Raw genomic sequence first — 23170 nt, 5'->3', positions numbered from 1 at the left:
CGAAAACCGGAACCACTTTTCGGGAACACGCTCTAGATACAAAAAGAGCCGGTGTTGAGCCGGCTCTTTCATGCATTCATGCATGCCTGTTATTTGCTTGGTGTACTCTGGTTGGCCTTTTCCAGCGGCACGGGGCGCACGATGTTGAACCAGAAATCAAAGCTGTCCAGCATTGCCAGCAGATCGGTCAGTTTGGAGGCTTCTCCATCCACTGTGATCATGCCGGATTTGATGGCCTCATCAAAGGTTTCCATGCCCAGCATGATGTTGTCGAGTGTGCTTCTGTCCAGTGTCACTGTGGCGTCTGCATTCTCCAGCTGGTATCCTTCAATATGGCTGAGCGCTGCGTTTTGCAGTTCCATTGCATATTTCTGGTCGGTGTCTGGGAAAATCCAGTTCAACTTGATTTGCTGATCGCCCGCCTTTGTGTTGTTCAAACGCATGGCCGCGTAATCAAAGAGCAAATCCACATCCATAGAGCGAATGATATCCGGGCTGGCCGTATCAACGGCAGGCAGTTCCTGAATGCCGGACCGAAGTTCTTTAGCGCCGGAGAGGTAGAAGTTGCGCCATGGACCGGATTCTGCCTGATAGCCGAGCTGTTCTAACGCGTCTGCCTGTAGTTGCGCGGCATCTTCATTGTCTGGCTCTGCGAAGACCAAATGGTTGAGCACTTCTGCTACCCAGCGGTAATCACCCTTGTCAAAGGACTCCTGCGCTTTTTGGAGCAAGATCACCGAACCGCCCATGAACTCGACGTATTTGGGGCCAGACAGGCGTTCTGGATACTCATGCAGTGTGGCGGGATTGCCGTTGAACCAGCCCAGATACCTTACGTAAGTGGATTTTACGTTATGGTTGAACGAGCCGTAGTATCCGCGGGTACTCCAGTCGTTTTGTAATGTTTCCGGCACTTCCAACATTTCGGCAATCTCAGTCATGCGGAAGCCATGGTTGGCCAGTCGCAATGGCTGATCGTTGATGTAACGGTACAGATCGCGCTGGTTGCGCAGGTGTTTCACGATGGTGTCATTGCCAGACAGATGCCAGTGGTGCGGAGCGAAGAGGACTTCAACGTCCTTACCGTACTTGTAGATGGCCTCGTTGATGTACTTGGACCAACCCAATGGATCTCTGAGTTTCGCGCCACGCAATGAGTATGTGTTGTGCATTGTGTGGGTGGCATCTTCTGCGGTGCAGAGAGCTTTGAACTCCTGAATGTAGAAGAAGAACTCTGAAGGAGCCTCTGAATCCTGAGCCATCCAGAAATCGAAGGTGAGGCCATCGATCTTATGGGTTTCGCCATTGTCCCTGATGATATTGGTTGGCGGAATGAGCGTGACCGTGCCGCTTGATGTGGTTGGGCCGAGGCCTGCGCCGACCTGTCCCTCCGGAGAGTGTGGTAGCAGGTTGCCATACATGTAAGAGGCACGTCTGCTCATGGCATTGCCGGCCATTACGTTTTCTGAGACGGCATGTTCCATGAAGCCTTCGGGGGCATAGATTTTGACTTTGCCGCTGGCGACATCGGCTTCATCCACCACGCCGCGGACACCGCCGAAGTGGTCTACATGGCTGTGGGTGTAGATGATGGCTTTGACCGGCTTCTTGCCGCGCTGGGCATAATAGAGCTCCAGTGCATAGCGAGCGGTTTCCTCGGAGATCAGCGGATCTACGATGATGATGCCTTCGTCGCCCTCAATGAAGGTGATGTTGGAAAGGTCTGCCGCGCGCACCTGGAAGATGCGTTCTGACACCTGAAAGAAGCCACTCAGCAAAATGAGCTGGGACTGACGCCAGAGGCTTGGGTTGACAGTCTCCGGGGCAATGGAGCCCTGCATGATGAAGTCAAACTTGGAGAGATCGTAGACAATATCGCCCTTGGCGTTTTTGACCACACCGCCGTCTGGCAGTGGAGCGAGATAACCTGCCTGCGCGTCCTTGAAGTCTTGCTCATCGGAGAAATGCAGCTGCTTCAGGATGTTTTCATAAAGATCTCCGGTGAAGCGTGTCGCCGGTTTGGTGATGGTCTCTGCGGTGGTCGCAGTGAGCGAGAGAGACCATGCAATGCTTACGGTGGCAGTTGCGCACAAGATTTGGCGGGCAAGGGATTTCTTGGTTTTATTGAGCGTCATTCCCGACCTCCAGAGTAGAGTTGCCCTTCTCCTTATAGGTGTGCGGTTAAGGCCTCAGCTCAACCGCTGTTTGAAATGAGGTTTTTGGTTGCTGAAGGCCTAATGAAGCGCTGCAACCACGGGTTAATGCGTTGAGGATATGTGTTTGTTGAAGCGCACCATGAGGCGTTCTGAAGGATCCACTTGGACAAAGCCGTATTGGCTGTACAGGTCGTGAGCATCGGGGGTTGCAAGGCCGATACTTTGAACCTCTTTGACGTCTGGATGTGAAAGAACTTCCTCCAGCAGGTGTTTGGATAGTCCTTTGCCGCGATGTTCTTCAAAAACGAATAAGTCACACAGATAGGCAAACGTGAGTTTATCTGTGATCACGCGAGCAAAGGCGACCTGTTCTCCACTGGGTAAGTAAGCGCCAAAACAGATGGAATTGCTCAGAACGGTATCGAGTGCTTGTGGTGGTAATCCTTCCAAACGACCGGACACCTCAGAAAGGAACAGGTAGACACGTTCCTTTTCAATTTTCGAGATATCGGTGCTGAACGTGATCATTGGTTCGCCTCTGCTTCAGTGTGAACACACCTCGCTTGATTGAGGGAAGGTGCTTTCTTGCACAGTTTATTTCTTGGCGGTTAAGTGATCTCTTAAACATGCAAGGCGCTGGGTTTGTTGGTTAGCGCCTTGCGCATATCATATGAACAAATTGTAGGAGGAGTGTGTTGTGGTCTGCCCTCCTAAGCTTTCTGATAGGCCGTCTTGTTGTGCCGTTCCATCATGCGGTCCGGGGCTGCAAGTGGCGTGAAGCCGAATTGTTTGTAGAGGTCGTGCGCATCTGCTGTTGCCAGCAGGACGCGGCGGAGGCCTTGCAATTCGGAGTGGGCGTCGATTGCTTTCATGAGCTGTTTGGAGAGGCCTTTGCCGCGATGCTCGGGGGAGACAAAGACGTCGCCCAGATAAGCAAAGGTGGCTTTGTCTGTGATGACGCGAGCGAACGCAACTTGCTCTCCGTTTGGCAGATACAGCCCGAAGCACAGTGAGTTTTCTATCGATCTGTCAAAGACATCCCGTGGCAAGCCTTTGCTCCAATAGGCGTCTTCTGAGAGGAACTGATAGATCTTGTCGCGCTGAAGTTTGTCTTTGTCGGTTGAGATTTCGATTTCCAGAGTTTGGGTCATTTTGAGCTGCTTAGGTCTGTCGTTTAGGAGGTTTGGAGGCTGGTTTCAGGCTTTGGAGCCCGGACGACCAGCAAAATTGCGGCGGAGAGCAGAGTGAGTAGAGCGGAAAACTGGATGGTGTTTCCGAATGTGGTGATGCTTGCCACTGTGCCGGTCATCATGTTGCCAACCAAGGCGCCAGCAAAAATGGCGTTTGTGTAGGACGCCGTGGCGATCCCCGGTCGATGCGGTGCGTATGCCTGTATGAATGTGAGGCCAAGCCCGACGTTGATGCCGTAGTACAGACCTTCCAGTGCGCAGAGCAGGTAGATTTGTGAGGGCTCTGTTACCCGTACAATCAGGAGGAAGAAGAGTGTTCCAAGCAGAGCTGAGAACAGCATAGCGTTCTTCTGGCCCAGCTTTTGAGCAGGTTTAACGATAACAAAGATGACTAAGACTTCGACGAAGCATTTGACTGAGAAGGCGAGGCCCGGGGTTGCTGTTGGGAAGCCCATTTCCTCAATGAAGAAGACGGGACCTGCGGATACAAAAATGACGTTGGCCGAGGTGAGCGCAAATATGGGCAGGCAGGCGAGGATGAGGGCGAACGGAACTGGCTCAATCCTGCCATTCTCACTGGTCTTGATCGGATGGTGGGTGGTGAAGCTTTTGGGAACGATCCAAATGCCCATCGCCAGCCAGCAGATGCTGATGACACCGGCTGTCGGGAAAATGGAGCTGACGCCGAACATGCCGTAGAGCGTGAAGGCCAGCGGTGTGCCGACCATCCAGCCCAACGACATAGCAATGCGCAGGTGTGAGTTGAACTTGGCAGGTTCCCGATTGGTTTGCTCTGCGAACAGGCGTCCAAAAGAGAACATGGTGGAGAGCACGCCACCTGAGACACCCATGAGCGGCACACCCATCAATAGCATCCAGTAGGCCGGTACTGTTGATTGAAGGCCCATGTTGAGCATGTAAAGCGTGGAGCAGAATATCAAGATAGGCTTCAGCCGTGCTCCAGCATCAATACGTGCGCCGAAATAGCGGTTTGAAAACAAAGTGATGGCTGTTGAGCCGACGATGTAGACCGCGAGTTTCCATGCTGGCTCGCCGAGCTCTGTGACAACATAAGAGCTGTAGAGTGGGATGAGGCAAGCAATCGCCAGAGAGCCAATGAGCATGTAGACGTGAATCAGTATTGGGAAACGATCCAGCATTGCCAGAGCCGCAGGAATAGAGCGCATGGGGAATCCAAAGGTGATGGGGAAAGACTTATGGAGTCTTGCGGGAATGTACGTATTGATACATCTCCTTGAACGAAATGCAAGCAGGAGATGTTATCGCGCTTTTATGTGCGCTGATCCGGCCAGCGCAAAGGCTCAGGATGTTTGTGCGAGCTGCTGGTGTTGGGGGGGCTTGATGACCAACAGGATCAAGGTGGCCAGAGCTGCGAGGACGATGCTGCTCAGGATTGTGTTTTGGAAGGTGGTGTAGGATGCGACAAGCCCAGTGAGGACATTGCCTGCCAGACCGCCAACGAAGATGGCATTGACGAAGTAAGAGGTCGCGATGCCGGGTTTGTGGCGGGCATAGTTCTGAATGAACGTGATGCCCACACTGGCACAGATGCCATAGTACATGCCCTCAATGATGCAGAGCATGAGCACTTGCTCAACGGAATTGGCGCTTGTGATTGTTGCAAAGAAGAGCATGGCACCCAGACCGGAGAGCAACATCATATTCCGTTCGCCAATCCGCTGTGTTGGCTTGATTGCAAAATAGATGATGATGACTTCGAAGAGGCTTTTGGTTGCAAAAGCCCAGCCGGGGACGGAGACCGAGAGGCCCATCTCCTTAATGAAGTAAACGGGGCCTGCTGAAAAGAATACGCTGTTTGCAGCAGACAAGGCGAACACGGGAACACATGCGATCAGCAACATCATGGGAACTGTGTCTGCAGTGCTGCTTTCCTGAGCGTGCTTCTTGATGTGAGTTTTCAGCGTTGCGGGGATGAACAGCAGGCAAAGGGTGAGCCAGATAAAGGCTGAAATGGCTGCTGCAAGATGGATTTCCTGAAACCCATAGGTGCCATAAAGCAGGAAGGCCGCAGGTGGACCGAAGACCCACCCAAGCGACAGGCAAATGCGCATGTGAAGGTTGAAGGTGCCCGGTTCGCGTCCGGTCTGCTCTGCAATCAACCGACCCGTGGAATACATGGTGGACAGAGCACCAGCGCTGATGCCAATCAACGGAATGCCGAAAATGATGAGAGACAGGTAGGAGGGAGCAGTCAATTGGATGAGAGCATGAACAGTGAAGGCGCAAATGTTGATGAGAAGCAATGGTTTGACGCGGTTTCCACCATCAATGAGACCACCAAAAATGCGGTTGGTGGCAAGAGACACGACTGAAAATCCGCCGATGACGAGCGCAAGATTAAACGCTGGTTCCTGCAATTCCTCAATGATGTAGGTGCTCAATAATGGGATTACGAAGGCAATCGAAAATGCGCCGAAAAACATCACTGCGAAGAATAAAATTGGGAACTTATCAAGTCTTTGTAATGGACTGCTAATAGGATTCAAGAAAAACTCCACGCCCTAACCTTGCAAAAGATGGTTTCGGGCCAATCGCTCTAATACTACGTAAATTACCTGATGAGGGTGTCGTGTAAAGTGAGCAATTTTAAGCACAGAAAAACACAGTGAAGGCCCGGGTTTTTCTGGATGTCATGTATCTCTAAGCCTTTGGAAGATTATTGATTATTGTTGATCGGATAAAGGTGAGCTGGATTTATTCTGTTTGAGCATCGCTGCTTTGCTTCTCGAATATTGACGGTTGGTTTTTTTGAATTGGCTGGGATATTTTTGGAGTGGTTGGTGGGAGGTCTGCATGCTCTTTGCCTTTATTCTTGCTCTTACGGGCATTTTATTTGGTGGCCTTATCGCCATCTTGTCAGTCTATGCGCTGATTAAAGAAAAGCGATTTGTTGACAATGAGGGGCGTGTTGTTGAGCTTGAACTTCCATTTTTTGGCAAGCTGAAAACAAACGCGGCACCGATTGCTGTGACGTTCATTGGTGGAGGATTGATTGTCTTTTGCCTGCAGCAATTTGGCAATGCTCCCAACCTGACTGAGTTGGTCGCTACGGTCAGAATTGAACAACCGCATTCCGTCAACATGGTTGCGCTGGCCGTTGTTAGCGATGAATGGGATTCCGTGGAGAGTTGGGGGAGCGAGGAAGAGCTTGAGATCAAGTTGACCGTTCCCAGCAACTGGAAGTCTTACAATGGATATCTGGTCCCGCTGGGTGATCCGGATGTTGCTCCCCGATTTTTTAATGCAGGCGAGAAGTTTAAACCGACCGTTGTTTTGAGCAAAAACCGCTAAGGAGGAGCGTAGATGATGATCCGGCATTTCGCTCGTTTTGTGATGTTTTGCGCCTTGATTTTGGTCAATGTGCCAGCGTTCTCAATGGGGGGATGCGAGGGGAGTGATGCCGGAACGGGTGCACCAACAGCCTCCGTGTGCGGGCAAGCTGTCGATGATCAAAATGAGCCCATCGCAAATGCACCATTGCTGCTGAAAAACAAAAACAGCGAGAAGGCGATTACTGTGTTCACGGATTATCAGGGCTTTTTCAGAGCGTACAATCTGGATAGCGGTGAATACTCAGTTGAGCTGCCAGAGGGGCTAGCAAAAGAGTTTTCTGTCGCTCCCTCTGATGAAGCTTTGCCTGCCAGCAGTGTTGCAAGCAGACGAGACAAGAAAACCATAGAGATTAAAGAAAAGAGCTTCTTTCAGAACATGCTCAGTTTGCAGCCTGAGGCCGTTGATGCTGGAAAAATTCAGCTTGAGGTTGAGCCGAACCGGCAGAGATAAAACTGGGTGATCAGGTCTTCAGTGCATTGATCTTTATAAAAACAATCAGAGCGGCAGTTGAGGTTCAGTTCAACTGCCGCTCTGATTTTGTTTTATGCGTATCCTGCGATGAGGATCAGATTAGTTCTTCGCTTTGTCGACCAGCTGGCCAGCGGAGATCCAAGGCATCATTTCGCGGAGCTTTGCGCCAACTTCTTCAATTGGGTGCTCGTCGTTCAGGCGGCGTGTTGCTTTGAACTTAGCGCCACCAGCCTTGTATTCCTGGATCCACTCAGAGGTGAAGGTGCCGTTCTGGATTTCTTCCAGTACGCGCTTCATTTCTGCTTTGGTCTCAGAAGTCACGATGCGTGGGCCAGTCTGGTACTCACCCCACTCAGCAGTGTTGGAGATGGAGTAGTTCATGTTCGCGATGCCACCTTCGTAGATCAGGTCTACGATGAGCTTCACTTCATGCAGACACTCGAAGTATGCCATTTCTGGTGCGTAACCAGCTTCGGTCAGGGTTTCAAAGCCTGCACGGATCAGCTCAACCAGACCACCGCAGAGAACTGCCTGCTCACCGAACAGATCGGTTTCACACTCTTCGCGGAAGGAGGTTTCGATGATGCCGGAACGACCGCCGCCAACGCCGGATGCGTATGCCAGACCGAGGTCTTTTGCGTTGCCTGTTGCGTCCTGATGAACAGCGATCAGACAAGGTACACCGCCGCCTTTCTGGTATTCGCCGCGTACGGTGTGGCCTGGGCCTTTTGGTGCAACCATGAGAACGTCGATGGTGGACTTAGGCTCGATTAGACCGAAGTGAACGTTCAGGCCGTGTGCGAAAGCGATTGCTGCGCCATCACGGATGTTGCCTGCGATATCTTCTTTCCAGATGTCTGCCTGCAGCTCATCAGGAGTTGCCATCATCATCAGATCTGCGTCTTTTGCTGCTTCTGCAACAGTCTTACAAGTGAAGCCGTCTGCTTCAGCTTTCAGGCGTGTTGTGGAACCTTCGCGCAGAGCGATGGTGATGCCTGCAACGCCGCTGTCTTTGAGGTTCATTGCATGTGCACGGCCCTGAGAACCGTAGCCAATGATGGTGATGTTCTTGCCCTTGAGCAGGTTCAAATCGCAATCGCGGTCGTAATATACGCGCATGGTACTACCCTTTGTTTCGCCCGTGCCTTTCCCAAAGCACGTATGGTCTAGTTTTTGGTTTGCGTTTCCCTGAAAATCTGTTTCCACTTTCCAGAGAGGCGCTTTAATTCTGTGCTCCGTAGAGCTGTATGAACTGTTTGACTGCTGTTTGGGCAGCCAGTTCCAAGTCTTTTGCCGATGCCTGCGCGGTGCCGCCCAGAAGCATGCGGATGTGCTGATCGCGAACGACCAGCCCGTAAAGTGTGCTGTAGGCTTCCTGCGGGTCTTCGCAGTGCAGGTAGCCAAGTGTGCATCCTTTTTCCAGCAATGCTGTGGTCTGTCTGCCAATGCGGGCGCGGCCACTCTTTTCGAGGATGGCGCCAAGACCGGTTTCAGATTTGCTGGCTTGCCCGATGGCAAGTCTGTTCAGGGCCAGAGAAACGTCGCCGGAGATGGTCTCCAGCAGGTTTCTGGCAAATTCTTCCAATGCGGCGCGCAGGCCGTCTTCGCTCATGTTTGCGGCTGGATCAGCACCCGGAATAACCTTAGAGGCCTGACGGGTAACGATTGCAGCAAGCAATCCATCGCGATCCCCAAACCACTTGTAGAGGCTCTCTTTCGAGCACCCCGCAGCGCGAGCGATGGCGGCTGTTGTCAGCGCTTTTTCGCCGCCTTCCACCAGCAGCTCCAGCGCTTTGTCCAGTACCGCGCGCTGGCGGTCTGTAAAGTCTGGTTGTTCTGGCTCAGTGGACATATGCGGTTCTAATTCCAGCGGTTTGGCTTGTTTGTTTTTCTGTACCGTACGGTACGGTTCGGTTATGCCGTAGAATCGAAATGGATGCAACAGGAAAGTGAGGGAAAATACAGCGTGGGCGCAATAAAATTAGGTGTCTTAAGGTGAGTTTGATTTGATCCTTTCTCATTCACGCAAAAAAATGCCCCGAAGGTCTGTGCTCCTCCGGGGCATTACTGATCTGAACCAAAGTCAGTTCAGTTGGGGGCTCTTAAATTATGCATGTGCCGTATTTGAATTGACGGATGCTTCCTTGTTCTGATCCATGCCGCGATCCACCTTCCATGGGCGATACATTTCCAGTGCGATCATAACGACGACGAGGGCTGCTGCGGTGATAAGTCCGAGCATCCAGAAGGGTAGGGGTGGGAAAAGATCCGCGTAGGTGATCTTGCCGAAGCTGCCCATGTCCAGCACGCCGTCGATGAGGGATTTGTTGTAGCCATAAAATGCTGCGCCCATGATGCCACCGATGACAGTGAGCCATGCATCTTTGTAGCCGCGGCCAATCTGGGCAAAGACTGTGCCCGGGCACGCACCTGCGATGGCGATGCCTGCGCCGAGGATGGTGCCGCCGACGATGATGTTGCCAACAACAAAGCTTTTCGGGTGCAGCTCTGCAAGGCCGAGTGCAGTCAGGCCAGAGAGGACGACCAGACCAGTTGCTGTTGCTGCGAGGAACATTTTAAGCATGGTGTAGTCTTTGAAGAGGAACTGACCGATGAGCACGCCAGGTTCCATGACACGAGACTTTTCCAGTGCGACACCGAAGATGATGCCCATGGTGAGGCCGAGGATAACAAGCCAGAAAATTTCCATATGACCTCTCCTTAGGATGCGCGTTTGTAAAGAAGGTTGGCGGTGACGATGCCACCTGCGAACATGGCCGCAACAGCGATGCTGGAGCCAACGCTGAGCTGTGCAAGGCCGGAGATGCCGTGGCCTGATGTGCAGCCGCCTGCGATGCGGGCGCCAACCAGCAAAACGAAGCCACCGATGAAGCCTTGCAGGAGACGAACAACCGGGGCTGAACTTGCACCGATGGTCTTCCAGCTGGCAGAGGAGAAGCTGGCTTTACGGCCACTTGCTTTGTAGGAAATCAGAGCGCCCAGAGCGATACCGATCACCAATGCGCTTTGCCAGAAGTATTTGTCCTTGGACATGTACTTGGCGAAGTACTTGATCTCCGTGATGCTGGAATCAAACAGCGAGAAGATGAAGCCGGTGCCGGTGACGAAAGAGGATGAAGCCCCCAGCGCAGTATCAACCAGCAGAAATGCCGGGATTTGCAGGAGCCCAATAATCATGCCCGCCAGGTAGGGGGACCAAACGTTTTGCCTGAGAAGATCCAATTGATTGCCCTCCGATCTCTCCTTAATTTAGTATATTAATATATGCTAATAAACTAATATACAAGAGGGATTTGTAAGGGAAGCGTGATTTAGATGAGCTGAATGAATTTGTTCTTCCAGCAAGATCATCCAGATATAACGCAATAGTTTCATCAGCGTTGGTTAGGTTATCTGTTGTTTGCTGGATGAACATCCATCTGCATTTCAAATATATGAAATATGGAATTCATAGTCCTACTATTGGTTATTGTGAGACCAGCGTTTTCCTTCAGGATGTAGTTGCTTTGCATTCGGGAGGGATGATGTCTTTATTTGAGTATAAAGGGAATGACGCGCGACAGCTCATGTCTGATGCTTTGGACTTGATGCTTTATAGTTATCACGGGCTGGATGATGCGCTTGGGAGTGCGTATCAAGCCAACGGGTTCTCGCTGGGAACACTGGTCGGAACTCTTTGGGGAACTGAAGATCAAGCCGGATTGTTGAGCGGGGAGAGTGAACAAGCGGCACGTGACAGGATTGAGGAGAAGGGATGGACGGTCCTTTCTGCTGCTGATCTTGGCTATGATGGTGCAATCATTGATCACAACGGGACGTTTCAGGGGGAGACGTTCAAGTTCAAAGATGCTCAGGCAGACGTGTTGGCCAAGTATGATGAAAAAGGCAACATCACGCAGGTTGCGCTGGCGTTTCGTGGAACGACGGGGACATTGGACAACATTGTTACCGACACGATTGGGGATGTGATCGACTATCTTGAGTTCTTCAAGGATGAACCGCATTACGTTGAAGAAGCGTTCGGCGGGCTGCTTGCTGCGCTGAAGGATTTCATGGTTGGGCATGGACTGGATGGCAGCGATCTGGTTGTGACAGGCCATTCGCTGGGTGGCGGTGCTGTTGCCAACATGGCAGAGCGCAGCAATGACTGGCTGGATTGCTTCTTTGTGGATGCCAATTACATGGCGTTTGCCAGCCATTATACGCCGGAGGATGGTGCGGCTGTTCTAGACAGCGGGGCTGAGCTTTTCAGCTTTGATCTGGAAAACGATCCGGTGCCCTCGACGATCTCGTCTGATGGTCTGGATTTGACGGGTAACGATACGGACTACGGCTACGACACCAGCAATATCGTCATTTTCAATGATTGGTATGATACACCGCTGTTTTGGGATGGGGGCGGATTGCTCAACCTGCCGAGCTGGTCGGCGCATCTGCCTTTCAACTACAGCACGGCATTCAATGCCATCAACGCCTCGGCGTTCTATAGCGAGATGAACCGGGACAGCGTGGTGATTATCTCCGGGCTTTCTGATCAGAAACGTGATGATACGTGGGTTGAGGATATTCCAGTTCTGCTGGACCCAACCGGCCACCATGGACAGGATGCCTACATCCTCGGATCAACCTCCAATGACCTGCTGCGCGGGAATGATGGTGATGATGCGTTGGAAGGGTTTGCTGGTGATGATCATCTGCGCGGGGAAGATGGCAATGACCGGCTGCTTGGTGGTGCAGGAGATGACATTCTGGAAGGTGGTGACGGCAACGACGTATTGCGGGATGGTGCGGGCCGTGACTTCCTTGTTGGGGGAGATGGTGCCGACACGTTTTGCTTTGTGGATGATGGTGTGAAGGATGTGATTGATGACTTCGATGCTGGCGAGGACACCATTGATCTTTCCGCAGCTGGTGTGAGCTCCTTTTCAGAGCTGGATATCGATGAGACAGTTTTGGGAGGATGGATCACCATATCCTACGGTAATGATGTGCTGGAGGTGGATACGGGATGGTTGTTCACTCATAGCCTGAGCGCTGAAGACTTTGTCTTTGCATAGCAGTTGATTGGCTTCTCTCGCTGAAAAAGGTGAGGGGAGCCTAATTTGCGTTTTCTATGGCACGTGTTTGTGCCCGATAGGCGCGTTCGTTCTTCAGCAACTGAGGAGCATTGAGAGTGCTGATCGGGACGGATTTGTCCTTTGGGATATCCTCTGTCACCTGTAACGAGAGATAGCGGAGGCAACATACACGCAGGAAGCTGGTGAAGTTGCCCAGGTCATGTCCTGCTTCGATGGGTTCATTGTGCAGACGTGTCAGAAGCTGGCCAACGGACATGTCGTCACGCTTAGCGATCTCTTCAAGGATGGTCCAGAAGTAAGTTTCCAACCGCACGCTGGTGACCATACGGTCAATGCGAAGGGAGCGTGTTGTACTCTCCCACAGGTCAGTATCTGCTTTGATGAAAAGCTCACACATGGTCCCCTCCGCAATTGTCTAGTGCTGCTTCTTAAGCATAAGCAGGCTGGTTCAGCAGAGCAAGGAACTGCTTGAGCCATGCTGGATGAGCAGGCCATGCTGGTGCTGTTATAAGGTTGCCATCAGTGACTGCGTCAGCCACGTCGATGTCAGCGAATTTGCCGCCGGACATGGTGACCTCTGGTGCGCAGGCCGGATAGGCAGAGCAGGTTCTGCCCTCTAACACGCCAGCAGCAGAGAGAAGCTGAGCACCGTGGCAGATGGCTGCGACCGGTTTGTTCTCTTTGAAGAAGTGACGCACCATCTCCAGAACGGCTGGGTTCAGGCGCAGATATTCTGGTGCACGGCCACCGGGAATGACGAGTGCGTCATAATCGGCCGGGTTGATGGCGTCAAAACTGGCGTTGAGTGTGAAGTTGTGACCGCGTTTTTCGGTGTAGGTCTGGTCACCTTCAAAGTCATGGATGGATGTTGCGACGGTATCGCCTGCTTTTTTATCCGGGCAAACGGCGTGAACATCATGACCAACGGCGCCTAAGGTCTGAAACGGCACCATGGTTTCGTAATCCTCGGTGAAGTCACCGGTGATCATAAGCACTTTTTTGGCAGACATGTTTCCCTCCCAGATGTGACTGCGAGGGAAACCTAGCAAGGGAAGAGGCTGAGCGGGTAATAGCGTATTACTACATAGCCCAGCCTTATCTCGAAGGCTTAGTCGACTTCGTTGGTTGAGAGGGAAATCCAACGTTTCAGCTGTGGCAGATCAGAGCCTGCTGCTGTGCGGTCGTTTTCCTGTAGTGTTGTGGTGCCGAACTGGAAGAATGCGCCAAAACGGAACTCATGAATGACCGGTTCGTCGGATTCATCACCTTTGATCTGGAAGTCATGGCCGCTGTAGGAAGCACTGAGACCAACTGGCAGAGCGGTGAAGCTTTGCTTGAACTCGGCACCCCAGCTGAAGATGTTAACTTCACCATCACGCGCATCACCCGGGTTTGGACGATTGTAGCGATCACCACTGACGTAAGACAGAGAGCCGGTCAACTTGGTGTTTGGTGTGAAGTAGTAGCTTGCGCCACCACGGGCAAACAGGCCGTTGTCGATGGTCTCGTTCTGGTCGTCATCACCATCAAGGAAGCCAGCCTGACTGAACAGGGTGATGTCCTGAAGGTAATACTGGCCTTCAACACCAATGAACTGGAAGGTCTTTGTGGAGGTGTCGTCTCCGCCGTCAACGGTTACACCGCCGCCACCGAAGACACCGAACAAGCCTTGCTGTGGGTCTTTGTAAGCAAAGTGGACTGCTCCCAGACCGTCGCGGAGGGTGTTGTCACCGTCCTTGGTGTCGAACTGGTAGTATTCGAGATCTCCATCTACCTGCAGGCTGAACTGCTGGAAGAGTGGCAGAGCGTAAGATCCATAGAAGCCAAGGGTGTTTGGTTCCTGATCTTTCGTGTCGATCTGATCAGCCTCAAAGAAAGAGCGACCAACGTTGACGCCGACAAAACCGCCTGCGTTAAGCTCTCGTGGAGCTTCTGTTTGGTGGTTGGCTTCTTGTGCACTTAGGGGATGTGCGGCAAGAGCCATGGGGATAGCTAGGAGGTATAAAGAGCGCATGTTTCTATTATTCTTGATGGGGTGTCCTTAGGGAATGTCCAACCTAGCAGAAATCCGTATCCTTACAATTTTCTCGCAATAAACTATTAGTTATCTCTACGAGTGTTGCTGATCTGCACGGTGGGTATGGGGGCACTTATTTCCATCATTTCATAGGCTTGATGTGGTTTTTGTCGATAATTCCAGCCGATGCACCTGTGTACCAATTACACTGCTTAGGTAGTCTTGAGGATTTACTTGCAACTTATGCAGATGCGAGATTTAGTTTAAAGGTCGCCAAATTCTTCCATGTTTTGCAATCAGCGTTGACTTTAAGGTGCTTTGTACATCTTGGAGTGGATCAGGCATGACGACATTTTGGGAACAGCAAACCGCCTCAAAGGAAGGGCTGGCCAAGCAAATCGCGCAGTTGAGGCAGCGGGGCGTACATTCGGTTATCACGCAGGTGCCAGATATGAACGGGCTTTTGCGGTGCCGGCTTCAGCCTCTGGATGGGTTGGAGAAGGGGTGTTCCACCAACTCCTCGCTCTATCTTATTCCTCACGGAGACGGGCAGCCTGCTGGTGAGCAGATCTACGAATCTCCGCACGTCTGGTATCACACCGGCTTTGGCAATTTGCACAGTCTGGCAGATGGCAACACGCTGTTTCAGCTGGGGTGGCGACCTGAGATTTCAGAGGTTCTGCTGAATTGTTATGAGCGGAATGGTGCGCGTTTTTCATTGGATTTGCGGCGTCCGCTGGAGATGCTGGAAGAAAAACTTGCCGAGCTGAAACTCACCATGAAGATTGGAATGGAGTTTGAGCTAGGGATCTTTCATTTTGACCGGGCATTAGTTGAAGCGGGACACCACCATAAGCTCAAGCCGTTTGGTCATTCCTTGCAATATGACTCAGTCAACCGTGATCCGGACTACATGGACCTGATGGAAGCGTTTCGTGCGCGTATGGACTCGCTTGGCATTGGGGTTTCCTCAATGGAGAGTGAGATTGGTTGGGGCATGTATGAGATTGCCTTGTCGCCGACTTCACCACTGCAAGCTGCTGACAATGCAGTACGAGCACGTCATCACCTGAAAGAGCTGTGCCGGGAGCATGATCTGATTGCGACCTTCATGGCCCGTTATCAGCCAATGGGTCAGGATTCTGCGTGCGGAACCCACGTGCACATCAGCCTCTATGACGAGATGGGGCACAATGTATTTTATGATCGGGAGGCGGTGCTGAGTGAGCGGGGGAGGTTCTTTGTGGCCGGGCTTCTGGAGCAGATGCAAGCGTCTCATCTGGCGTTTCGGCCAACGATCAACTCGTATCGCAGGCTTTCCCGATTTACTGGTTGTCCTGAAGAAGTGTGTTGGGGAGATGAGCACCGCGTGAGTGCGGTGCGCGTGATTTCCAGTCCTGACCCGCAAGCGGTCCGCTTGGAGCATCGGTGTCCGGGGGCTGACACCCATCCGTATATCATCGTGCCTTTGATTGCTGCCGCTGGGCTGGAGGGGCTTCGTAAAGGGGAGGAGCCACCGGCAATGCTGATTGGTGATCCGGGTAAGGATGAAACCTTGGAGAAGTTGCCGCGATCATTAGAAGCGTCACTGGAGCTCTTCCGGGAGAGTGAATTTGTGAAGGAGGCCTTGGGGGCGTCGCTGGCGGATCAGTATGCACGTAGCCGGGAGAATGAGCTGAAGGCGTTCAAAGCATGGATTGAGAAGGACATCACCAGTTTTGAGTTTCTGCGGTATTTTGAAGGGGTTTGAATTCAGCAGCCATATACAAAAAAGCCTGCTATAACGGATCACAGCAGGCTCTTCTTTGAAACAAGTTAATTCTTAGAGTTCTGTCGGCTCACCAAGGGCGTGGCGGAAACGGCGAACGCTTTGGGTGAAGCCGTGTTCCAGAGCGTCGGCAGTGAAACCGTGGCCAATAGAGACCTCTGAGATGTATGGCACGCGCTCAATCAGAGCTGGCAGGTTCTCAACGGTGAGGTCGTGTCCTGCATTGACCAGCAGACCCGCTGTTCTTGCCGCTTCTGCGGTAGCAACGACTTTCTCCAGCTCGACCTTTTCGGCTTCCTTGTCAGAGTGACAGGCTCCATAAGGGCCGGTGTAAATCTCGATACGCTCAGCGCCTGCTTCAGCTGCAAGAGCTGGCTGGCTTGGTTCCGGATCCACGAAGAGTGATGTGCGCACGCCCCAGGACTTCGCAGTGCTGATGGCTTCTTTCAGGAGATCCATGTTTTGGGAGAAATCCCAGCCGTGGTCTGAGGTTTGCTGGGACGGGTCGTCTGGTACAAACAGAACCTGCGTCGGGCGGGTTTGCTCCACCAACTCCATGAAGCGCTCATCCGGATAGCCTTCGAGGCACAGCTCTTTGCCATGCAGCTCCTCACGTAGCATTTTGGAAATGTCTTCAACATCTGTGCGGCGAATATGGCGCTCATCCGGGCGTGGGTGCACGGTGATGCCTTTGGCGCCTGCATTGAGGGCGAGGGCTGCCAGATGCGTCACGCTTGGCCACGGAACGTCGCGACGATTTCGCAGAACTGCTACAGCGTTTACGTTGACGGATAAGCGGCTAGGCGTCTTCATGGGGCATACTCTTTTTTGAGTCAGGGCATGTCGCCTTTATACGCCATGCTCTGACTTTTTATTCTTCACGTACCCTTATCCGAGAACCGGTTCCCACCTGTCGGGGATACGCTCTAGATTATCAAAATAAAACGGCGTCTTCACAGACTTGCAAAAGACGCCGCTCAATATCAATAGGACAAAATTGTCCTCTAACTGTTAAATTTCATCCTGCAAGTCTTTAAGACCTTGGGACCCACGTGAAAGTGCGGCAACGCCCGTACGTGAAACCTCAACAAGACCCAGTGGTGTCAGGATTTCGATGAACTGATCGATTTTATTGGTGCGGCCTGTGATCTCGAAAACGAAGTGATCAATGGTTGCATCAATGACAGTTGCCCTGAAAGCTTCTGACAGACGCAGGGCCTCCAGACGTTTGTCTCCTTCACCACGCACCTTGATCAGTGCCAGCTCTCGCTCAAGCGGCTTTTCCTGATTGGAGTTGCGTGCTGCAACGGTCAGATCCCGGACGATATGCACCGGTACAAGGCGATCCAGCTGGTGGCGGATCTGCTCGATGATCTGAGGAGTACCTGTGGTCACAATCGTGATACGGGAAACGTGCTTCTCGTGCTCCGTTTCAGAAACACTGAGACTGTCAATGTTGTAGCCACGGCCAGAGTACAGGCCAATCACGCGGGCAAGAACACCCGGTTCATTGTCTACAATGATAGATAGGGTATGTGTTTCGAGGACATCGCTGGTTTCGGCTAGGAAATAGGCCGATAGAGCGTCTGTTTTCTGTGCGTTCATAATGGTTCTCCCAGCTTACCTATACCAATGACTTGCCAGCGGTGTCGATGGCGTTTGCAACGGCTTCATCAGTTGCTTCATCTGGCAACAACATTTCGTTGTGGGCTTTGCCTGATGGGATCATTGGAAAGCAGTTGGTCAGCTGAGCGACGCAGCAATCAAACAGAACCGGGCCAGGTGTTTCAATCATTTCCTGAATGGCGTCATCCAGTTCACCCGGTTTGGTGACACGAATGCCTTTGCCACCGTAAGCTTCTGCCAGTTTCACGAAGTCAGGCAGGCTGTCCGTGTAGGAGTGGGAGAGGCGGTTGCCGTGCAGCAGCTGCTGCCACTGGCGAACCATACCCATATAGGAGTTGTTCAAAATGAACGTTTTCGGGGCCAGACCATGCTGAACGGCTGTCGACATTTCCTGAATGTTCATCAGGATGGAAGCATCGCCTGCAACGTTGATACACAGCCCGTCTGGATGAGCAACCTGTGCGCCAATAGCTGCTGGCAGGCCATACCCCATTGTGCCAAAGCCACCTGAAGTCAGCCAGTGATTTGGCGATTCAAAGCCAAGGTACTGCGCCGCCCACATCTGGTGCTGTCCAACCTCGGTGGAGATGTAAACATCCTTGCGGCCTTTGATGGCTGCGTTCAGACGCTGCAATGCGTACTGAGGCATGATGACATCATCGCTGTGGCGGTAAGACAAGCAATCGCGTGCGCGCCACTTGGCGATCTGTGTCTGCCATTCCTTTAGCTCTGGTTGAGAGCGGAAGCTGGAGGCGCGCCAGATGCGAACCATGTCTTCCAGAACGTGAGCCACATCGCCAACAATCGGCAGGTCAACATGAACGATCTTGTTGATGGAGGATGGATCGATGTCCACGTGAATCTTGGTGGAGTTCGGTGAGAATGCGTCCAGACGGCCTGTGATGCGGTCGTCAAAGCGTGCACCGATACAGATCATCAGATCACAATCGTGCATAGCCATATTGGCTTCATAGGTGCCGTGCATGCCCAGCATACCGAGCCACTGCTCACCGGATGCAGGATAAGCGCCCAGACCCATCAGGGTGGATGTAATCGGGAAGCCTGTCTGATCCACCAGTTCACGCAGCAGCTGGCTTGCAGCTGCGCCGGAGTTGATGACGCCGCCGCCTGTATAGAACACAGGGCGTTTGGCTTTTGACATCAGCTCAACAGCTGCGCGAATGGCAGTCATGTCGCCTTTCAGCTGCGGGCGATAGCTTTTGTGGTTGCTCGGGTTTGCCTGCGGGCCTTCATAGGTGCCGGTGGCAAACTGCACATCCTTTGGAATATCGACAACAACAGGGCCTGGACGACCAGATTGTGCAACATAAAATGCTTCATGGAGAATGCGAGGCAGATCATCAACGTCCTTCACCAGCCAGTTGTGCTTGGTGCACGGGCGGGTGATGCCAACGGTGTCACATTCCTGGAACGCATCTGACCCAACAAGGTTGGTTGGGACCTGACCAGTGATGCAGACCATAGGGATGGAATCGAGCATGGCGTCTGTCAGGGCAGTCACCATGTTGGTTGCGCCCGGACCAGAGGTCACCAGAGCAATGCCGGCTTTTCCGGTAGAGCGTGCATAGCCTTCAGCAGCATGGCCTGCGCCTTGCTCGTGACGGACAAGGATGTGCTGGATCGCATCCTGCTGGATCAGCTCATCATAAATGGGTAGAACTGCACCACCAGGGTATCCAAATACATGTTCCACCCCGTTGTCCTTCAGCGCCTGGAGAACCATTTCAGCGCCTGTCATCTCCCGTTGCATCATCAAGTCCTTGTTGCCTGTATCTGCTCGTTTTGCCTGATTGAAGGGTGTGCAATCAATCCGACTGTTTGTTTTGCAGGGGTGCTCTTTTAAACATCGCTGCGAATTAGCCATAAAAAAAGGAGCCGTTTGGCTCCTTGTGCGCGTCTAACCGTTCCGAGTGAGCTAGCTCACTCCGGCGACGCGCGTCCCACCACGATAAGAAGAATTGAAGTTTGCATTCTGGTATTGGGAGCCTCAGGGCTCCACTCTCCCTTAACATAATTCCAACCGTGTAAGAGATTACCGCGCTTCACCATTGAATCGCTCAGGTAAACTCTGAAATTCGGGGTGAGATTAGGCTTAGATACGTAAAAGCGTCAAGTGGCTTCTTCTTAATGTTGCGCCGCAAAGACCTCTCGTTTCCTTGAGTTATCTGCAATAGTCAGCGTGCTTTGCAGAAGTTGCGTGGCGGAAAGTCCTACTCGCTCTGTTTGTATTGGCTTTTCCAGGCGCAACTGTTGCACTTGAGCGAACCCGCAGAAATACAGGATTTTGCAGTGCGATGCTGGCGGGGCCACTTTAGCTGCAGTGCACGCCTCTGACTGATAAGGAGAGCTGGGGTGGCCCGTAGTTGGTTGTTTGATGAAAAATTTGCGTTGGACTAATTGATAAGAGGTCAGTCTTGTGAAATTTGCGGTGTTTTTTCGCGTTTCGCACTTCTGAATTGTGTTTGTGCTGCGAAAATTCGTAGATTTGCATAGGTTAGTCTGGGATAAGTTTACTTTACACAAGACATTTTTGAAAAGTTGCACCTAGGGCCTTGCGCTCTTGCTAAAGGCTTTATATACACCCGCCATCGCTTCGGCGGGAAACGTTTTGGGTGTATAGCTCAGTTGGTAGAGCAGCTGACTCTTAATCAGCCGGTCTAGGGTTCGAATCCCTATGCACCCACCAACAAACGTCTCGTGTTTAGTGAGCCCGTAGCTCAGCTGGTAGAGCAACTGACTTTTAATCAGTAGGTCCACGGTTCGAACCCGTGCGGGCTCACCATTTAACCTCATGGTATATAAAGAGGTTTAGCAAAGCTCCCTTCCGGGAGCTTTTTGCTTTTGTGCCTTGTGTCAGCACTATGTAAGCAAATGAGAGCGTTTGAAAGCAATGCTTGTCCTTCCAAATCCTCCAATTACTCCTTTTAAATTATTGGCGTTGACGCTGTTGTGAGTGTCGCATTTGATGGTGATATTTTCACCGACTTGCAGTTCACCCAACAAACAATATCAACTATGAGAAGTGAAATATAAAATATCAACCAAAAATTGCAGTTTAAATATCATTAGTTTTTTTAATGTTTGAAGAATAATAATGCATAGTAAATGCATATTTTATTCAAATTTCAGAGCATCAGCATCTAGATCTCCCTGATATTTGAATGAGTGCAATTGGATCGGAGTTATATGCTGCTCCGGATGAATTAAAAATTTCCACCAAGGTTCAATGTTTTATTGAATCTTATTCAAAATCAATTAGATAGCCTCATAAGTGCGCTCAGGAAATAGATATATTGATAGGTTCTTTTGATAACGGAAAAACCTGTTGAAGTGAGTGTGTATGGCCCCGTTCAACTCTGGGTTTCTAAAGGAGTGAAGCGCTTTCATCGATGGGGTCTTCTGAAGTCACTTTGAGTAAATTGAGAATTAAATCCAATTTGATATCGGATTTTCTACATGAAAGCGTCTCGGAGAATTTATTGATTTCTTTGAGGTTAGCATGTCTGATTCTGTTTCTGCGGCACCGTCCAACAACGCACCTGAATTTGGTCCAGTTGAGGTAATTTCCTCTTCAGAGCTTTTGCTTGATGCAAATGGTTCATTTTTAGACGGACTTGGCTCTGCTATCGCTGTGAATGCCTTAGGCACTGTAGTTTTTGGTGCTCCAAATGAGCTTGGCCCTAACGATGGCGCTTTGTTGGTTCGTCAGCCAGATGGGCAAGGTGGTTATGTTGAAACGAAGCTGACGCTTCCGGTAGATACTGCCCCAGGTAAATTTGAAATATCTATTGCAATCAATGATTCCGGTGCCGTGGTCGTGGGGGAAAAAGTTGATGGTCTAGGCGGTGCGTTGTATGTTTATTTACCTGATGAAAATGGTACCTATGGAGAAGCCATAAAGCTTGCTGATGAAAGTAGTGTCGCAAGCGCTTTTGGCAGCGCCGTTGCGATAAGAAACGATGGAGTAATCATTACTGGGGCGCCTTTGGCCATTGATAGCGGAATGGAGCCATCTGGTGTTGTTCAAATCTTTACACCAAATGCTGACGGCGAATATGTTCTACAACAGTTAGAAGCGCCTGAGGCAGTTGCAGAGGCGTCTTTTGGACAGTCTCTCGATATTAATGGTGCTGGGCTTCTGGTGGTCGGAGCTCCCGCAGATAATGGTAATAACGTTAACAGCGGTGCTATTTATGTTTATCAGGAAAATGCTGATGGCCTCTATGACGCACCAGTAAAGCTGATGTTACCAGAGGGGGCAACAGACGACCAGTTTGGCAACTCAATAAGCGTAAATGAACAAGGTGTGATTGTAGTTGGCGCAAAAGGCGCTGATGCCGATCTGTATGATTCAGGCTCCGCCTACGTTTACATTCCCGCTGAAGATGGAACATATGGTGAAGCTGTTGAACTGCCAATAGAGGGTGCTTCATTACTAGACAGAGTCGGAACCGCGATTGCGATCGGAAATGACGGCGTCATTGTTGTTGGTGCTGAACCTGGTTTGAACACCGAAGGCTTTGCTTATGTGTTTAGCCCTGATGGGGTAGGTGGATATATTTCTACCAAGCTAGTGGCACCTGATGGAGACTCTGAAGGTACTTTTGGGAAATACATCAATATTGGCAGTGATGGAACAGTTTACATTGGTGCGCCTGACAATGATCTCACAGCATTAAAGGCGGGCGCAGTTTATGCCTTCAAACGCGATGTTGTTGGCAATTATGTACACCTTTCCAATGAACTTGCCCTCGAAGAAAGCACTGATAATTCTATAATTTCAGACAGTTTGGAGTTGGCCTTTTCTGATGCCGATATAGCGGATGCAGACCATAGTGCTAATGTATCATCAGTGAGTTTTACGGGTGTCGCATCCGGCCTTTCTACTCTAAGCAATTCTGAACTAACTGCTCTGCTTAAAGTGACAGATGTTACTTCTTCTGAAGGTAGTGTCGACGGGCGCATTAATCTTACCTTCTCTGCGGCGTCTACAGTATTTGACTACCTGGCAACAGATGAGCAGGTTAAGCTCACCTTTACTGTTGAGCTAAGTGATGGAGTTGGCGGAACAGCTACACACCCTGTGATTGTGACGATTGTCGGAACCAATGACGCTCCGGTCGTTTCTGATATTGAAGTTGCGACTTCAGAAGATAGCATCTTGGAGATTACACCAGAGTTTGTAGATCCTGATCACTCAGATACGCATACGATCACGTTTGATGCTGCAGACACAGCTGGTGAAGTGTCTCTTATCGATGGCAAGTTTCACTATAATCCAAATGGTCAGTTTGATGATTTAGGAGCAGGCGAGACCGCAACCGACACGTTCACCTACACGATCGATGATGGCAATGGCGGTGTGATCACCAAGACAGTGACGGTGACGATCAACGGCACCAATGATGTGCCAGTTGTGAACGACATCGACATCACAGTTGTGCAGA

At 51.2% G+C, this 23170-nt stretch carries 20 protein-coding genes and 2 tRNA genes; 7 read left to right on the top strand and 15 right to left on the bottom strand.

The window, feature by feature from the left end:
- Nucleotides 1–89 precede the first annotated feature (89 nt).
- From PsAD5_RS23310 to PsAD5_RS23290, 5 genes are all read right to left on the bottom strand, one after another.
- Nucleotides 90–2135, bottom strand: coding sequence for an alkyl/aryl-sulfatase (locus PsAD5_RS23310; protein WP_063293870.1), 2046 nt, complete (start codon nucleotides 2133–2135; stop codon nucleotides 90–92).
- A 123-nt stretch (nucleotides 2136–2258) separates the two neighbouring features.
- Nucleotides 2259–2684, bottom strand: coding sequence for a GNAT family N-acetyltransferase (locus PsAD5_RS23305; protein WP_063293869.1), 426 nt, complete (start codon nucleotides 2682–2684; stop codon nucleotides 2259–2261).
- Between the two features lie 182 nt (nucleotides 2685–2866).
- Nucleotides 2867–3307, bottom strand: a complete 441-nt coding sequence (locus tag PsAD5_RS23300; RefSeq protein WP_063293868.1) for a GNAT family N-acetyltransferase — start codon at nucleotides 3305–3307, stop codon at nucleotides 2867–2869.
- Between the two features lie 23 nt (nucleotides 3308–3330).
- Nucleotides 3331–4533 (bottom strand): MFS transporter, encoded by a 1203-nt coding sequence (locus PsAD5_RS23295; RefSeq protein WP_063293867.1) that lies wholly within the window; start codon nucleotides 4531–4533, stop codon nucleotides 3331–3333.
- A 135-nt stretch (nucleotides 4534–4668) separates the two neighbouring features.
- On the bottom strand, nucleotides 4669–5874 hold the full coding sequence (locus tag PsAD5_RS23290) for an MFS transporter (protein WP_208982001.1): 1206 nt from the start codon (nucleotides 5872–5874) through the stop codon (nucleotides 4669–4671).
- Nucleotides 5875–6181: 307 nt separating this feature from the next.
- On the opposite strand from PsAD5_RS23290, the gene PsAD5_RS23285 reads away from it, so the two are divergent.
- Nucleotides 6182–6679, top strand: a complete 498-nt coding sequence (locus PsAD5_RS23285; protein ID WP_063293866.1) for a hypothetical protein — start codon at nucleotides 6182–6184, stop codon at nucleotides 6677–6679.
- Nucleotides 6680–6691: 12 nt separating this feature from the next.
- Nucleotides 6692–7171, top strand: coding sequence for a carboxypeptidase-like regulatory domain-containing protein (locus tag PsAD5_RS23280; RefSeq protein WP_063293865.1), 480 nt, complete (start codon nucleotides 6692–6694; stop codon nucleotides 7169–7171).
- Between the two features lie 120 nt (nucleotides 7172–7291).
- Here the strand turns inward: PsAD5_RS23280 and ilvC are convergent, their stop codons facing one another.
- From ilvC to PsAD5_RS23260, 4 genes are all read right to left on the bottom strand, one after another.
- Nucleotides 7292–8311 (bottom strand): ketol-acid reductoisomerase, encoded by a 1020-nt coding sequence (gene ilvC / locus PsAD5_RS23275; protein ID WP_057465770.1) that lies wholly within the window; start codon nucleotides 8309–8311, stop codon nucleotides 7292–7294.
- Between the two features lie 103 nt (nucleotides 8312–8414).
- Entirely contained in the window at nucleotides 8415–9044 is a 630-nt protein-coding gene (locus tag PsAD5_RS23270; protein ID WP_057465771.1) for a TetR/AcrR family transcriptional regulator, read from the bottom strand.
- Nucleotides 9045–9299: 255 nt separating this feature from the next.
- Nucleotides 9300–9902, bottom strand: coding sequence for a YeeE/YedE thiosulfate transporter family protein (locus PsAD5_RS23265; protein WP_063293864.1), 603 nt, complete (start codon nucleotides 9900–9902; stop codon nucleotides 9300–9302).
- An 11-nt stretch (nucleotides 9903–9913) separates the two neighbouring features.
- Complete coding sequence (locus tag PsAD5_RS23260; RefSeq protein WP_084404522.1) at nucleotides 9914–10435, bottom strand: YeeE/YedE thiosulfate transporter family protein; 522 nt, start codon at nucleotides 10433–10435, stop codon at nucleotides 9914–9916.
- A 302-nt stretch (nucleotides 10436–10737) separates the two neighbouring features.
- Here PsAD5_RS23260 and PsAD5_RS28715 point away from each other — a divergent pair, with 302 nt between their 5' ends.
- Nucleotides 10738–12270: a triacylglycerol lipase gene (locus PsAD5_RS28715; RefSeq protein WP_275078139.1), complete on the top strand. Its 1533-nt coding sequence runs from the start codon at nucleotides 10738–10740 to the stop codon at nucleotides 12268–12270.
- A 40-nt stretch (nucleotides 12271–12310) separates the two neighbouring features.
- Here the strand turns inward: PsAD5_RS28715 and PsAD5_RS23250 are convergent, their stop codons facing one another.
- From PsAD5_RS23250 to PsAD5_RS23240, 3 genes are all read right to left on the bottom strand, one after another.
- Nucleotides 12311–12688 (bottom strand): ribbon-helix-helix domain-containing protein, encoded by a 378-nt coding sequence (locus PsAD5_RS23250; protein ID WP_063293862.1) that lies wholly within the window; start codon nucleotides 12686–12688, stop codon nucleotides 12311–12313.
- A gap of 31 nt (nucleotides 12689–12719) precedes the next feature.
- Complete coding sequence (locus PsAD5_RS23245) at nucleotides 12720–13301, bottom strand: DJ-1/PfpI family protein (protein WP_063293861.1); 582 nt, start codon at nucleotides 13299–13301, stop codon at nucleotides 12720–12722.
- Between the two features lie 98 nt (nucleotides 13302–13399).
- Complete coding sequence (locus PsAD5_RS23240) at nucleotides 13400–14275, bottom strand: hypothetical protein (RefSeq protein ID WP_208981999.1); 876 nt, start codon at nucleotides 14273–14275, stop codon at nucleotides 13400–13402.
- A 376-nt stretch (nucleotides 14276–14651) separates the two neighbouring features.
- Between PsAD5_RS23240 and PsAD5_RS23235 the strand changes: the two genes are divergently transcribed.
- Nucleotides 14652–16058 carry a glutamine synthetase family protein gene (locus tag PsAD5_RS23235; protein WP_063293859.1) on the top strand — a complete coding sequence of 469 codons (1407 nt, stop codon included), beginning with the start codon at nucleotides 14652–14654 and terminating at the stop codon, nucleotides 16056–16058.
- 72 nt (nucleotides 16059–16130) lie between these two features.
- Here PsAD5_RS23235 and PsAD5_RS23230 read toward each other — a convergent pair whose 3' ends face one another.
- From PsAD5_RS23230 to PsAD5_RS23220, 3 genes are all read right to left on the bottom strand, one after another.
- The gene (locus PsAD5_RS23230) at nucleotides 16131–16889 is read right to left on the bottom strand and encodes a pyridoxine 5'-phosphate synthase (protein ID WP_063293858.1); all 759 of its coding nucleotides are present in this window, start codon (nucleotides 16887–16889) and stop codon (nucleotides 16131–16133) included.
- A gap of 198 nt (nucleotides 16890–17087) precedes the next feature.
- Nucleotides 17088–17681 (bottom strand): acetolactate synthase small subunit, encoded by a 594-nt coding sequence (ilvN, locus tag PsAD5_RS23225; RefSeq protein WP_063293857.1) that lies wholly within the window; start codon nucleotides 17679–17681, stop codon nucleotides 17088–17090.
- Between the two features lie 19 nt (nucleotides 17682–17700).
- Entirely contained in the window at nucleotides 17701–19473 is a 1773-nt protein-coding gene (locus PsAD5_RS23220) for an acetolactate synthase 3 large subunit (protein ID WP_063290139.1), read from the bottom strand.
- Nucleotides 19474–20333: 860 nt separating this feature from the next.
- Here PsAD5_RS23220 and PsAD5_RS23215 point away from each other — a divergent pair.
- The 3 genes from PsAD5_RS23215 to PsAD5_RS23205 form a co-directional block, all read left to right on the top strand.
- Nucleotides 20334–20409, top strand: a tRNA-Lys gene (locus tag PsAD5_RS23215).
- Between the two features lie 20 nt (nucleotides 20410–20429).
- Nucleotides 20430–20505, top strand: a tRNA-Lys gene (locus PsAD5_RS23210).
- A 717-nt stretch (nucleotides 20506–21222) separates the two neighbouring features.
- Nucleotides 21223–23170 (top strand): VCBS domain-containing protein (locus tag PsAD5_RS23205; RefSeq protein WP_063293856.1); only part of this gene is annotated, 1948 nt, incomplete at its 3' end.

This window comes from Pseudovibrio sp. Ad5 (assembly GCF_001623095.1).
In the GTDB taxonomy this organism is placed as follows: Bacteria; Pseudomonadota; Alphaproteobacteria; order Rhizobiales; family Stappiaceae; genus Pseudovibrio.
The sequence above is the reverse complement of the archived record's forward strand: the minus strand, read 5'-3'. Positions and strand labels throughout refer to the sequence as shown.